This window comes from Mesorhizobium sp. M7A.F.Ca.US.010.02.1.1 (assembly GCF_004023085.1).
In the GTDB taxonomy this organism is placed as follows: Bacteria; Pseudomonadota; Alphaproteobacteria; order Rhizobiales; family Rhizobiaceae; genus Mesorhizobium.
This window is the reverse complement of record NZ_RZRV01000057.1, coordinates 1-13,460: the sequence shown is the minus strand read 5'-3', so window position 1 is coordinate 13,460 and position 13,460 is coordinate 1. Positions and strand designations below refer to the sequence as shown.

Sequence of the window (13,460 nt, the reverse complement as noted above, 5' to 3'; positions counted from 1 at the left end):
CCTGGCTGCTCACTGAGTCACCACCGCATCGGGCGCATCAATGGGCGAGCCATGGCCGTATCCACGATAAGATATTGACTGTATGTTTAGTCATAGTTATTCCTGAGGTCGAGAATTGAGTTGGACAGCCGGGTTCCAGCCGGTGAATGGCCACAATAAAGGGGGGAATATCTTGACTGCCATGCGGCTTGCCGTTGCCGGCGCGCCGCAAATGCGATGTCGACGGCCTTTCTCGTGCCGTCGATCGGCATTGTCGCGGCCATCTTTTCGTCAGCAGGAAACGGACTTGGGGCCGTAGTGCCGCCGGTCCCAACAATGGGAGCATGCAGCATGAACTGGAAACTGACCGCGACGGCCATCGGCCTGTCGTTGCTGACTGTCACGGGCGTGGCCCGTGCCGAAGGCGAGCTCAACATCTACAATTGGGGCAACTACACCAGCCCCGACCTGATCAAGAAGTTCGAAGAGACCTACAAGGTCAAGGTCACCGTCACCGACTATGATTCCAACGACACCGCCTTGGCCAAGGTCCGGCAGGGCGCCTCCGGCTATGACATCGTCGTGCCCTCGGCGAGCGTCGTGCCGGTCTGGATCAGCGAAGGTCTGCTCTTGGAGACCGATCCCAACAAGATGGAAAACTTCAAAAACGTCGATCCCAGATGGGTCGATGTTCCATTCGATCCAGGCCGTAAATATACCGTTCCATGGCAGTGGGGCACGACCGGCATTTCGGTGAACAAGTCGGTTTATGCCGGCGACCCGAACACATCGGCGATCTTCCTCGACCCACCCCCCGAACTCGTCGGCAAGATCAATGTCGTACCCGAAATGGGTGACATCATGTTCCTCGCCATCGCCTACGAGGGTGGCAAATATTGCAGCAGCGACATGCAGATGCTGAAGAAGGTGCATGACAAGCTGGTGGAGGCGAAGGCGAAATGGCTTTCGCTCGATTATGCGGCCGTCGATGGCCTGGGCAGGGGCGACATCGCCGCGGGCGTCAACTGGAACGGCATATCGCTGCGCGAGCGGCTTGAGAACGACAAGATCGTCTATGGCTATCCCAAGGAAGGCTATCCGATCTGGATGGACAATGTCGCTGTCCTCAAGGACGCCAAGAATATCGACAACGCCAAGCTGTTCCAGAACTTCATCATGGATCCGCAGAATGCGGCGCTGATCTCAGCCTTTGCGCGTTATTCGAACGGCATCAAGGGCTCGGAAGCCTTCATGCCCGACGACATGAAGACCGCGCCGGAAGTGAACATCCCCGCTGAGTTCGCCACCAAGGGCCAGTTCATGCAGGCCTGCCCGCCGGATGTGCAGGCGCTCTACACGAAGATCTGGACCGACCTGCAGAAATGACCTGACCCGCGTTTTCCGCGCCGCTGCACGCGGCGCGGTCATCTCCCGTCCATGCCAAACGCGATGCGCAGATCGCAGGAGACTTCCCATGACCGATCTCGACCTTTGCTACATGCCGGCCGGCGAGGCGCTGCGGCTGTTCAAGGCGAAGAAGCTTTCGCCTGTCGAACTGATGCAGGCCACCATCCGCCGCGCAGAGGCAACCATGGCGACGATCAACTGCTTCACCTTCACGCATTTCGACGAGGCGATGGACCTGGCTGGGAAGGCCGAGGCGAAATACGCCAGGGGCGCCCGGACCGGGGCGCTCGAGGGGTTGCCGATCGGCATCAAGGACGAGAGCTACATCAAGGGCAAGCCGACCTCGCACGGCTCGCTGCTGTCCGGGGATGCGATAGGCGGCCATACCTCGACGATGAACGAGCGCATCATCAAGGCCGGAGGCATTGTCCATGCCCGCACAGCGACGCCTGAATTCAGCTGCGCCGGCTATACCTGGTCGAAACGCTGGGGCGTGACGCGCAATCCGTGGAACCCGGATTTCACACCCGGCGGTTCGTCGGGCGGTGCCGCGGCGACGCTGGCATCCGGCACGTCGTCGATCGCCACCGGTTCGGACATTGCCGGATCGATCCGCATTCCCGCGTCGGCCTGCGGTCTTGTCGGCTTCAAGCCGCCTTACGGGCGCAATCCGGACGAGCCGCCCTTCAACCTCGATTTTTATTGCCACACTGGACCGCTGGCGCGAAACGTCGGGGATGCGATCCTGCTGCAAAACGTCATGGCCGGACCAAGCCCGCTCGACATCGCTACGCTGCGCCCAAAACTGCGGCTGCCGCTCGACTACAAGCCGATCAAGGGCTGGAAGATTGCTTTCTCGATGGACCTCGGTTCTTTCGAAGTCGACCCGGACGTGCGCAAGAACACGCTTGCCGCCTGCGATGTATTCCGCTCGCTCGGCGCCACGGTCGAGGAAGTAGACCTGGGCTGGGGCGACGACGTGCTCAAGGCGGGCATGGCCTATCTCGAGCATCTGTTCGGCGCATCGCTGTCGCAACTGCTCAAGAAGCACGGCAAGGACATGACGAGCTATGCCAGGCAGTTCGCCGAGGACGGGCAAAAGTCGAAGGCGACGGACTTTGTCGGAACACTGGACGTGGCGGCCAGGATGTACCAGACGCTGGGCCCGCTGCTGGAGACCTATGACGTGCTGGTCTGCCCGACCAACGCTCTTCCTTCCGTGCCGGCGGAGTTCGATCAGACCAAGGGCACGGTCGAGATCAACGGCAAGCAGGTGAACCCGTCGCTTGGCTGGGTGATGACGACGCCGTTCAACATGATGAGCCGTTGTCCGGTTCTGTCCATCCCTTCGGGCCGGGCGGCAAGCGGCGTGCCGACAGGCATCCAGATCGTTGGCCGCACCTATTGCGATGCCGATGTTTTCCGCGCGGCCATGGCCTATGAGACGGCCAAGGGGCAGTGGTACACAAACGCCGAAACGCGCCCGTCGCTATAACAGGGCGCTGCGGCCCTTGCCGCACCGGTGCTTGATCCGCGGTCTCGGTTGTGGTGAGCCGGCGCCGGACATCTCGAATAGACGGATCCGTGGCGGCGCCGGTGATCGCCGCCAGAAGGTCCGAAAGGAGCTGGACGAAGATGGCGCAACAAAAGGCCGCGGCGGCAAAACGCAAAGGCGCAATGGCGAAGAATGGAAGTGCGGCAAACGATGCCGCGCCGCCCAAGGACCGTCGGCGCGAACGCGGCGAAGCCAGCGTGCAGCGGATCATCGACGCCACCATCGAGCTCATCGCGGAGGAGGGGCTGGCAAGCGTCACCATGCAGCGCATCGCCGAACATGTCGGCTCGTCCAATGCCCTGGTCGTCTTCCATTTTCGCAGCAAGGAGAACCTGTTTCGCGCCGTCCTGCAGTATCTCAGCGATCGCTATGACGAGCTGTGGATGACGTTGGTGCGGGCGCCCGGCCTGTCTCCGGTTGAGCGGGCCCTGGGCGCGGTCGATTGCGCGCAACGTTTCGCCCGCCAGCACCCGAAATGGGTTTCGGTCTTTGTCGTGTTCTCCAGCGACCGCAAGAGCATGCAGATCTACAACGAGATCGGCCTTCCGAGCGATCTCGCCTACACCGCCGAGGCGCGCGAGCTGCTGATCGAGATTTCGCGCAGCGGCGGTTATACCGACGTCGACATCGACACCCTGTCGGAGAGCCTGAATTATCTGGTTCATGGCGCCTGGTATTGGGATCATCTCAATCCGTCCAGCCGTGACACCAACGTGCTGCGCAAGACCATGCTGCTTCTGCTGCATCAGGCGTTCCCGCGGCATTTCGAACTGATGCGCTAACCGCTTTCAGGGCTGCCGCAGATGGCAGCCGGCCTGCCGCTTCTGTTCCAGATACTCGTCGACAAGCTGGCGGTAGCGCACCTTGCCGAAGCTGGGGAAATGGCCGCCATGCACCACCGAGACATCGAGGTCGCGCATACGCAGCAGCGTGGCGACATAGTCACCGACAACCGAGTGGTAGACGTCGTCGATCAGCGGGCCGTCATAGATGATGTCGCCGGATAACAGGATGCCCGTCCTGTTTTCGTAGAGCGCGATGCCGCCGGGTGAATGGCCGGGCGTGTGGATCACCTCGAAGGCCCGGTCGCCGAGATCGACGATATCGCCATGGTCGAGCAAACGGCCGGCCGGTGCGGGCACAATGCCGTAGCGCGCCGTGTCCCAGCCTTGCGGCATGCGATCGAACATCTCGTCGGTCGCATAGGTGCCGGCTGCCGTCCATTCGTTGCGCGGATCGGCGAGGATGTCGGCCTCGGCGGCGTGTACGCAGCGGTCCGGAAATTCGTGATGGCAGCCGATATGGTCGAAATGCGTATGGCTGGCGACGCAAATCAGCTTGCGCTCGCTGACCAGCGGCACATGACGCCGAAGGCTGAAATGGCCGAGCCCAGTGTCGAAGAGGAGATCGCGGTCGCGGCCGCGCACATGCCACATGTTGCAGCGGAAGAACGGTTTTATCCATGGCTCGTGGATCAAGGTCACGCCATCGCTCATGCGGATGGTCTCGTACCAGTCTGGTGCCTCGATGAGCGGAAGTGTTGCCATTTTCAACCCGTCAGAAAAGTTCAGTCCGTCAGCAGGATGATCTGGTCGGTATCGCACGAAACGGCAACTGTGTCGCCCGGCCGGGCGGTGGCTGTCGCGGCCAGCCTGGCGATGAAGTGAAGCGAGGGGTCTTCGACGGAGACGGCAAGCACGCGCTTGAAGCTGCCCTGGAAGACGACGTCGCTCACTCTGGCCGTGCCGAGCCTGACACAGCCGCTGGTCTCGCCGAGGACAAGATGCTCCGGCCGTATGGCCAGCGCAACGGCAGAGCCGACCGGCAAGGCGCCGGGCAGCGAGATCGGCCCGACGGGCGTGGCGACGGTGCTTGTCCTCTCCTTCGCCTCCGTGACCGTGCCGGCAAGGATCGTGCTTTCGCCCATGAAGGTCGCCGAAAAGCGCGTCGCTGGCCGTGCATAGACACGCTCGGGCGGGCCTTCGTCCTCGATGCGCCCGTCATTCATCACCACGCAATGGTCGGCCAGCGCCATGGCTTCTTCCTGGTCGTGGGTGACATGGATGAAGGCGGTGCCGACGCGCTTCTGGATCGCCTTCAATTCGTCCTGCATCTGCCGGCGCAATTTGAGGTCGAGCGCGCCGAGCGGCTCGTCGAGCAGAAGCACCGCCGGCTCGATCACCAGCGCCCGCGCCAGAGCTACGCGCTGCCGCTGGCCGCCGGAAAGCTGGTGCGGTTTCTTGTCGAAAGCAGCGGCGAGACCAACCAGGGCCAGCGCCTCGCGCGCCTTTGCCGCCCGCGTCGTGCCGTCGACACCCTGCATGCGCAGGCCGAAGCCGACATTGCTGCCGACACTCATATGCGGAAACAGCGCATAGTCCTGGAACACCGTCGTCGTCGGGCGCTTGGCCGGCGGTACCGAAGTGCAGTCCTCGCCACGGATGAACACCTTGCCTTCGCTGGGCGTGACGAAGCCGCCCAGGATGGACAGCAGCGTCGTCTTGCCGGAGCCTGAGGGCCCAAGCAGGATCGTGTAGCTGCCGGGCTCGATCTGCAGCGAAACGTCCTTCAGCACCGTATGCTGGCCGAAGCGATGCGAGACGGAGCGAATATCGACCAAAGGCGCAGTCATGCCTTTCTCCTGCGCAGCAATGTCAATTCGAACAGCACGACCAGCACGATGGAAACGGCGAAAACCAGCGAGCCGACGGCGTTGGTCTTCGGGTTGAGGCCGGAACGCAAGAGGTTCCAGATTTCGACCGGCAGCGTGGTGTCGAAGCGGGTGAGCAGGAAGGAGATCACGAACTCGTCCCAGGAGAAGGTCATCGACAGGAAGAAGCTGGCGAAGATGGCAGGCGCCATGACCGGCACGGTGATCAACAGCAGCACCTTCCATTCCGGCGCGCCGAGGTCGCGCGCGGCGCGTTCGATGTTGATCTGGTGATCGCCCATCTGGCTGTAGATGATGGCGAAGCACAGCGGCAGGTTGATCACGACATGGCCGATGCCGGCGGCAAGCAAGGATTTCGGTACACCGGCCCAGTTGAACAGCACCAGCAGCCCCATGCCGATGATGAGATAGCTGACCGTCAGCGGCAGCGTGATCAGCCCGCGCAACAGGCCGGAGCCCGGCAGGACGAAACGGGCAAAGCCCCAAGCGGAGAGGAAGCCGAGCGTGACGGCGGCGAGCGACGAGATGGACGCGACCAGCAGCGAATTGACCAGCGCCGAGGTCAGCCTGACGTCGGAGAGCACCGCGTCGTACCAGCGCAGCGATGGGCCGGTGAAGGGCGGGATCGGAAACGACGTCGCCTGCAGTGAAAACAGCACCAGCACGATCACCGGCAGGAAGATGAAGCCGTAGATCAGGACGGCGTAGAGCCAGGAGGCGATGCGGACAATCCTGCGCATCTCAGGCCCGCTCGATCTTCAGCCAGCGGGCGCAGGCGAGGTAGGCAATGGTGACCACCGCCATCAGGATGATCGACAGCGCCGAGGCCAGCGGAAAGTCGCCGCGCCGGCCGATCTGCATCATCACCAGCTGCGGCATCAGCAGCTCGTTGTTGCCACCCAGGATCTGCGGCGTGATGTAGTCGCCGATGCACAGCACGAAGGTCAGGAAGGCGCCGACCATGATGCCGGGCAAGGTCAGCGGCAGCACGACATGCAGGAAGGTGCGCACCGGCCCGGCGCCGAGATCGGCGGCTGCCTTGCGGTAGCTCGGGCTGAGTTGCTTGAGATTGGCGAAGATCGTCAGCGTCAACAGCATGACGAAGAAATGCACGAAGCCGGTGACGGTGGCGAAACGAGTGTTGGCGAGTTGCAGCGGCTCGCTGAACAGGCCGGAGCCGGTGAGCGCCCGGTTGAGCACGCCATTCTGCGCCAGCACCAGCAGCCAGGAGTAGGAGCGCACGACATAGGAGGTCCAGAACGGCAGCACCGCCAGCATCAGCGCCAGCCGCTGCCAGCGTTCCGGCACCTGTTCGGCGAGAATCCAGGCAAAGGGATAGGCGAGCAGCACGGAGATCACGGTGACGATGGCGGTGACCTGCAGCGAGTTCACCATCGCCTGCCAGTAGGACGGATTGGTGAAGAACTGGCTGTAGTTGGACGCCGTGAAACCGCCGCCCTCATGCGCCGTCAGGCTGGAAAACCCCATGGCGATGAAGGGCAGCACGAAGAACAGCAGCGTCCAGCCGAGCGCCGGCGTGACCAGCGCCCAGGGCAGGGCCGCCCGGGGCAGGGGGTTATTTGCCGAGCTGCTCATGAGCGGTATCGGCTCATTTCGCCTGCAGCATTTCGGTCCACATGTCCTGCATCTTCTTGTCGAGATCGGCACTCGGCGCCGGATAGGCCTGGGCGCGCGCCAGGAAGCCCGGCTGCTCGTCGAAACGCAGGACCTTCTTCTGGTCGTCGGTGAGCGCTGCCTTGGTGTTCGCCGGCATGCCCCAATAGCAGGACGAGGTGGCAAGCCGCGCCTGGCCCTCCGGGCTCATAATGTACTGGATGAACTTCAGCGCCATGTCCTTGTTCTTGGAATCCTTGAACATGGCCAGCGACTGCGACCACAGCACCGCACCCTCCTTGGGGATGGAGAAGTCCAGCGCGGGGTTCTCCTTGGCCAGGCCCGCCGTCACCCATTCGCCACCGCCGACCAGAATGTCGACCTCGCCGGTCGCCAGCGCCGTCTGGCTGGCGGTCACTTCGCCGACCAGCTTGGCGTTCGCCTTCATCTTCAAAAGCTCGTCCTTGAGGGCGGGCAGGTCGGCTTCGGTGAGATCGGCCGTCTTCTTGCCGATGGCCAGCGCGGCCATGCCGATGACCGGCAGATAGTAGTCGTAGATGGCGACCTTGCCCTTGTACTTGTCGCCGGTGAGCGCGGCCATCGACTGCATGTCGGCCGGGTCGACCTTGGTCTTGTTGTAGCCGATCGTGTTGTAGCCGAATTTCTCGGTAATGCCGTAGCGTTTGCCGCCGACGACGGTGGAGCCGTCCATCTTCACCTGCGCAAACAGGTCGGCCAGTGGCAGCTTGTCTTCCGGCAGCGGCTCGAACAGGCCCTTTTCGACGCCGCGCGGTATGTCGATGCTGTCGATCACCATCACGTCCCAGTCGCCCCGCTGCGACTGTTCGACGATGGCCAACCCGGCGCCGGTGCCCTCGAATTCCTTGACGTTGACCTTGACGCCATTGGCCTCCTCGAACGGCTGCAGCAATGCCGGATCGGCATGATCGCACCAGATCAGCGCGTTGAGGTCGGCGGCCCGGGCGGCGCTGCCGGCTCCGAGCAGCAGCGTCGTGGCGGCGCACGCTGCATGCAGATGGCTCTTCAGGATGGAAAGCGGATTCCTGGATGTAGGTTTAGCGGACATCGAGTGTTCTCCCTTGCCTTTGTGGCTTCTTGCAAAAAATTGAACCAATTCTAAAATTGAGTCAATTCTGTTTTTATGGCAAGAGGCTGATATGAGCGGATTGCGGGCAAGGCAAAAGGCGGACCGGCACAGGCGCATCATCGAGGCGGCGGCGGAACTGTTTCGCGAGGCCGGCTATGAGGGCGCCAAGATCGAGGCGATCGCCGCGCAGGCCGAGGTCTCGGTCGGCACGATCTACAATTACTACCAGAACAAGGGCGACATCCTCGGCGCCATCGTCTCGCTGGAGGTCAACGAGGTGCTCAATGCCGGGCAGGGCGTCGTCGCCAGGCCGCCGGCCAATGTCGGCGACGCGCTGGACACGCTGATCGGCATCTATATCGAGCATTCGCTGCACTATCTCAGCAAGGAGATGTGGCGGCAGGCGATGGCGATCTCAACGCAACTGCCCGATAGCCCGTTCGGCCAAGCCTACACCGCGCTCGACCGTGCTCTAACCGAACAGATCCGCGCCCTGATCGTCCGCCTGCAAGCGCTCGGCCTTGTGCGGCAGGACATCGACGGGGCAGCGCTCGGCGAACTGATCTTCAACAACATGAACATGATGTTCATCGAATTCGTGAAGCGCGATGCGGCGAGGATTGCGGAATTGCGGGCGGCGGTACGGAGGCAGAACAGGATTCTGGTGGCGGCGATTGCGGTGTGAGTGGCAGGAAAGGGCAGGAGAAAGCGTTGCTTCCGCATAAGACCTGGTTTCAGATGCATGTCGGCTCTTGAGTTGAATTTAAAACCTGATACAACTTATAGGAGCAAAAACGGGGGAGGGGTAAATGGGGACGTTTTCTATCTGGCATTGGGCGATCTTGCTGCTGTTGATCGGCGTGCCTGTTTTCTTTGCTGTTCGATCAGCCGCGAAGCCGTCGCAGAATCCCGAGGCTCTTGTGGGCTTCGGCGGCTGGTTAATGCTGCTGGCGATCGGTCAGACGTTATCACCGTTGCGCACACTTGCCGACTTCGCCAATTCGGCCGACGGCTACCAGCAACTCATGACCCTCCCGAACGGACCCCTGGCGGTGTATGGCGAACTTGCTCTCAATCTGGCATTTCTGGCGCTTCAGCTGGTTGTGCTCGTTTCGATGCTGCGGCGAAGCCACCGCTTTCCGCAATTGTTTCTGCTCCAGTGGCTGGCGATTCCTGTCGTTTTCATCCTGGACACGATCTGGGTTGCGTCAGTTCTGGGCGTTCCGGTGAGCCTGGTGCTCGCAGGCGATGCGCTGGTGGCCCCGATAGTCTCGTTTGTGCTGACAGGGCTCTGGGTCGCCTACGTCTACAAGTCCGTCAGGGTCCGGAACACGTTCACCGGGGTTGGGGCATCCACCCAGGTCGCGAGCGTGTCATAAAAGACAGCAAACTTGGAATATTTGGAGCATCACGGGCTCGGCGAACTGATGTTCATCGAATCCGTGAAGCGCGAGGGGAGAACCCGAACTGCGCGCGGTGATCGGCAGGCAGAATCGGATTCAGGCAGAATCGGATTCAGGCAGACGCGCGTCCTGCATGAGGTGCTGTTAAACGCGGTGCGGGAAGTCACCGGGAAGGAAGTCGAGTTCATCCGGTGGAACATTCTGGGCCGGTGCCTCCTACGGCGGGGTAGAACCGACTGCAAAGGCGACGGCTGTGCCCCATAACGGGTCAAAAAGTCTGGCATCTAAATTGCTGTGACAGGTATGGGGTGGGCGAGAGCCCGTCGCTTCGCAAATGGAGCGGCGGGTCTACTCTACCAGCGACTGTCGAATGGCCACGGCAGCAGAATGTACCCGCTTGTCAGCAGAAGCTGACGGAACAACCGTGCGCGCACAAAGTTGGATTGCAGGAAGCACCGCATGCCGGCTTCCGCAGCCCGTTTCGTGTCACCGGCAATGTGGGCGGGACGGGCTGTTTTGCGTTGGTGACTACTTGTGGGTGATCCAATCCAACAGGCCAACGTCGATCTGCTCGCACCCGACATATTCGCGGACCAAGCTCTCAGCCAAATCGCGCCATTGACATTCAGGCACGCTCATATCCCTGACCAGGGCTCGAAATGCAGAGCGAAGAATATCAGCATCGAAGGCGGAGACGGAAGCAGGAGTCGGGCCCGGATCTTCCCACCCCTGGGCCATGTCATCGCGGTGACGTTGGCGAAGGCGCTTGAGCAGTTCGCGTGATGCCTCGATTGCGCGTCGGGAGTGATCCATATCGCGGCGAAACGAGGCAGTTCCGGCCAGGGAATGGTGCCGCAACCGAAAGCTGGTTTCGATAGCCGCGCGTGCGACTTCCATATGCGTTTCAACCATCGCGGCCTCCCTTGCTGCGAAGGGATTTATTTACTCTCTTCTCACGCGTGACCCAAGAAGGATTCAACGTACGGTTTGATACGCAAGGGCCGCGCGCAGATGGGCGCGGATCGCGGCGGCGTCTCTAACGAGCATTCGGGCGTGAGTAAGCTGTTCAAACAAGACGTGCATTCGCGCTCGCTCATGAGCCAGGCGGGCACGCAGGGCACTCGCTAATACAATCTCATCGAAGGCGTCGAGGGGGATAGACCGTCGCGGACAATCTTGCCTGACCTCGGCGGCGTTCAATTCAAAATCGCCTTGCCGGGATGTTCCGCTTTCGCCATCAGCTTGTTGAAGGCTGCGGCTTCATCCGCCGTGTCAAACGGCGCCGCCGTGATTGCTCCATCCACCGTCAAAGTGGCAGCTAGATATGGGAGGCCAGGCAGTGGCGGAAGGTAGACCATGTAAGCTGGGCGGGGAAATTTCATCCCCTATGTAGCACGGTCTGCCGGTCATCTCCTAATCGGGCGGAACGCCGCTTTGCTCCATTTCATCGCTGCCCAATCGTATTAGCTCGAACGTGACCTTAACGACCAACAAAGCGGCGTTGGTATCGTCGCGAACGTGGAACGCTACCTGACGATGAGTGCCGTCCGGCATCGCGTCTTTCGCTATTTCCAAAAGCGCCCGTGCGGCCTCGTCTTCCACGGCCTCCACGCTCGGAAGCTCTGTGCCCTTGGTGTCGGGATAGAATTCGCCGTTGTCGGTCAGATCAAAGTAGAAGCGGGCCATGCAAACCCGACAATGTCGATGCCCCCAAAAAGGTTTCCCAGTGCAATCATTTTAGTGCTTTGGATTCCCATCGTGGGCGTGATGCGTCCGGTGCTTGCCATTCGAAGTTCATCCTCCGATGGAGCCCGAGCAGGTCCACACGCCGCCGCTGGGCGAGGCGGCTTCAAAAGAGCATCGTGCAGCCGCTTCTATCGCCAAGCTGCGATCATTGCCGATCGCTCCAAGCAGTGCATGAGGTGCTGTTGAAATCCATCAAGGAGATCACCGGCGAGGAAGCGTCGTTCATCATCAGGTGGAATTGACCGCCCAGCACGACAAGGGCCGGAGCAACCCGGCAGAAGAGCCGCATAGCATGGTCCCAAACGGAGGAAGGGCCTGAACCGCGAACTATTTGCGATCCAGACCCCTGGCCGTCGGGTTCTTGGCGACATTGCGCCCGCGGAAGGCCGTTCGCAAGCTGGACCTTGGTCTTGCTATTCCTGCGGAGCGCGTCAACGTCGGAGACGCGCTGAACAGTTAGAATTTCATCGCGATGCCGACGCGGAAATCGTGCGTCTGAAGCGTGTGTTCCAGCGTGCATCCGCCGCCGCAATATTCAAGCGACTTCTTGCCGAAGAAGGAGAAGTCGTATTCGCCTCGCAAGAACACGTTGTGTGTGAGAGCGACGTCGATGCCTGCTCCAACAATACCACCGACCAAAGTTGCATCCCGCTCGGCGTTTCCACCTGGATAGAACGTCTTCAGCTTTGCGGCGGTTACACCAGCCGTGACAAACGGCATGTAGGCTCCCATGTCCATGCCAACGCGACCCTTTACGGATCCGAACAAACCTGTGGAGGCGTCGAGAACGCCTGGGCCTGGAATATCGTCGAAGGTGTTCTTCTTAAAGCGGTAGCCAAGCTCGCCTTCAACGCCATAGACAATCTTGCCGGACTGGAAGTTATAACCTGCAAAGCCGCCGACCGCGGCCGAGCCGACGTTGTGCGTTGCGCCAGCCTGGGCGCCCGGCTCATAGATCTTGTAATGTTCCAACGTTCCGGCGCCGAACACGCCGGCGTATGGCCCTTGCCAGGTCCATTCATGGGTGTCGACAGGAGCGGTCATCATATCGGCAGCGATGGCCGGAGCCGCCGAAAGCGCAACGAATGAAGCGAGCAAAAAAGCTTTCATGAAATCCCCATCAAATCGCCAAGCGCTTTATATCGATGAGCCTGCAACTTTGTATGTAGCTAGGAAGTCACACCTGTGGACTAAGTTGCTGCGCCTGAATTCGGCGACTAGGTATCAGGAAGGCCGGTGCAAACAGGCATCCCTCGAGGAGTTCCGGACTTCCGCGGCCGAACACCGGCGCCGCCACAACCTCTGGAATGAAACTCAACGCCGGCGAGGAATGGCAGTCAGGTTTCGACGCGGGCATTATCCGGAAATTCGAGAGCGGAGCGTGGAAGGTGCCGTTCTAATCTTCAATAAATCCCGCCGCCGCACGGTGGCGGGCTTTCCACATGGTGATGCTCCGGGGCGGATATTCTCGCCGGTAAGTGCATGATTTCCAAGGTGGATCAGGCGGCGGATCGAACTCGAGGACAATAGATTAACTATCTGAATTTACTCAATTGCCGCACTTTGCTGGTGCCCCCGGACGGAATCGAACCGCCGACCTTCGGTTTACAAAACCGCTGCTCTACCAGCTGAGCTACAAGGGCACGGCGCTCCGGTTAGCATATTTGTTGCGCCAGTAAAGACAAAACTCCGTTTTTTCCTGGCATGCCGCGTGGCCCGTCGGCGAGGGCATCCTGAAAAGCCCTAGATTGCTTCCTACATCTGGGGAAGGTGCAATCGCTTTGCGCAGAGGTGTCGCATGATCAGATTAGTCATCATTCTCCCGATCATCTTCGTGGCCTGGATGCTGCTGGTGAAGATCATCAGCGATGTGAAGAAGGCCAATGTCGACTGGACCGGCGTCACCACCATCATCGGCTTCATCGCGCTGGCCTTCTGGCTGCGCCATGTCACGGGGATGGGGTGAGGGAATAGGGG

14 protein-coding genes and 1 tRNA gene are annotated in these 13,460 nt (G+C 61.0%); 6 read left to right on the top strand and 9 right to left on the bottom strand.

The features are described from left to right. Nucleotides 1-330: 330 nt before the first annotated feature. From EOA19_RS31950 to EOA19_RS31940, 3 genes are all read left to right on the top strand, one after another. Nucleotides 331-1,365, top strand: a complete 1,035-nt coding sequence (locus EOA19_RS31950; RefSeq protein ID WP_128305861.1) for an extracellular solute-binding protein — start codon at nt 331-333, stop codon at nt 1,363-1,365. Between the two features lie 88 nt (nt 1,366-1,453). Further along, nucleotides 1,454-2,881 (top strand): amidase, encoded by a 1,428-nt coding sequence (locus tag EOA19_RS31945; protein ID WP_128305860.1) that lies wholly within the window; start codon nt 1,454-1,456, stop codon nt 2,879-2,881. 140 nt (nt 2,882-3,021) lie between these two features. Then, nucleotides 3,022-3,723, top strand: coding sequence for a TetR/AcrR family transcriptional regulator (locus EOA19_RS31940; protein ID WP_128305859.1), 702 nt, complete (start codon nt 3,022-3,024; stop codon nt 3,721-3,723). Nucleotides 3,724-3,729: 6 nt separating this feature from the next. Here EOA19_RS31940 and EOA19_RS31935 read toward each other — a convergent pair whose 3' ends face one another. The 5 genes from EOA19_RS31935 to EOA19_RS31915 are packed head-to-tail and all read right to left on the bottom strand — an operon-like array spanning nt 3,730 to nt 8,313. Further along, complete coding sequence (locus EOA19_RS31935; RefSeq protein WP_128305858.1) at nt 3,730-4,488, bottom strand: MBL fold metallo-hydrolase; 759 nt, start codon at nt 4,486-4,488, stop codon at nt 3,730-3,732. Nucleotides 4,489-4,508: 20 nt separating this feature from the next. After that, nucleotides 4,509-5,573: an ABC transporter ATP-binding protein gene (locus EOA19_RS31930; protein WP_128305857.1), complete on the bottom strand. Its 1,065-nt coding sequence runs from the start codon at nt 5,571-5,573 to the stop codon at nt 4,509-4,511. Further along, entirely contained in the window at nt 5,570-6,352 is a 783-nt protein-coding gene (locus tag EOA19_RS31925; RefSeq protein ID WP_128305856.1) for an ABC transporter permease, read from the bottom strand. Before EOA19_RS31925 ends, EOA19_RS31930 begins: the two co-directional genes overlap by 4 nt. A 1-nt stretch (nt 6,353) precedes the next feature. Then, nucleotides 6,354-7,208, bottom strand: a complete 855-nt coding sequence (locus EOA19_RS31920; protein ID WP_128305855.1) for an ABC transporter permease — start codon at nt 7,206-7,208, stop codon at nt 6,354-6,356. A 13-nt stretch (nt 7,209-7,221) separates the two neighbouring features. Then, entirely contained in the window at nt 7,222-8,313 is a 1,092-nt protein-coding gene (locus tag EOA19_RS31915; RefSeq protein WP_128305854.1) for a spermidine/putrescine ABC transporter substrate-binding protein, read from the bottom strand. Nucleotides 8,314-8,404: 91 nt separating this feature from the next. Between EOA19_RS31915 and EOA19_RS31910 the strand changes: the two genes are divergently transcribed. Both EOA19_RS31910 and EOA19_RS31905 read left to right on the top strand, forming a co-directional pair. Continuing rightward, nucleotides 8,405-9,019 carry a TetR/AcrR family transcriptional regulator gene (locus tag EOA19_RS31910; RefSeq protein ID WP_128305853.1) on the top strand — a complete coding sequence of 205 codons (615 nt, stop codon included), beginning with the start codon at nt 8,405-8,407 and terminating at the stop codon, nt 9,017-9,019. A gap of 124 nt (nt 9,020-9,143) precedes the next feature. Continuing rightward, nucleotides 9,144-9,713, top strand: coding sequence for a DUF2569 family protein (locus tag EOA19_RS31905; RefSeq protein ID WP_128305852.1), 570 nt, complete (start codon nt 9,144-9,146; stop codon nt 9,711-9,713). A gap of 552 nt (nt 9,714-10,265) precedes the next feature. On the opposite strand, the gene EOA19_RS31895 is transcribed toward EOA19_RS31905, so the two are convergent. From EOA19_RS31895 to EOA19_RS31875, 4 genes are all read right to left on the bottom strand, one after another. Further along, entirely contained in the window at nt 10,266-10,649 is a 384-nt protein-coding gene (locus EOA19_RS31895; RefSeq protein ID WP_128305851.1) for a hypothetical protein, read from the bottom strand. Between the two features lie 501 nt (nt 10,650-11,150). Then, nucleotides 11,151-11,423, bottom strand: coding sequence for a hypothetical protein (locus EOA19_RS31890; protein WP_023812099.1), 273 nt, complete (start codon nt 11,421-11,423; stop codon nt 11,151-11,153). Between the two features lie 516 nt (nt 11,424-11,939). Beyond that, nucleotides 11,940-12,593 carry an outer membrane beta-barrel protein gene (locus tag EOA19_RS31880; RefSeq protein ID WP_128305850.1) on the bottom strand — a complete coding sequence of 218 codons (654 nt, stop codon included), beginning with the start codon at nt 12,591-12,593 and terminating at the stop codon, nt 11,940-11,942. Nucleotides 12,594-13,050: 457 nt separating this feature from the next. After that, nucleotides 13,051-13,126: transfer RNA gene (locus EOA19_RS31875), tRNA-Thr, on the bottom strand. A gap of 155 nt (nt 13,127-13,281) precedes the next feature. Here EOA19_RS31875 and EOA19_RS31870 point away from each other — a divergent pair. Further along, entirely contained in the window at nt 13,282-13,449 is a 168-nt protein-coding gene (locus EOA19_RS31870; protein ID WP_127268088.1) for a hypothetical protein, read from the top strand. Nucleotides 13,450-13,460: the final 11 nt, after the last annotated feature.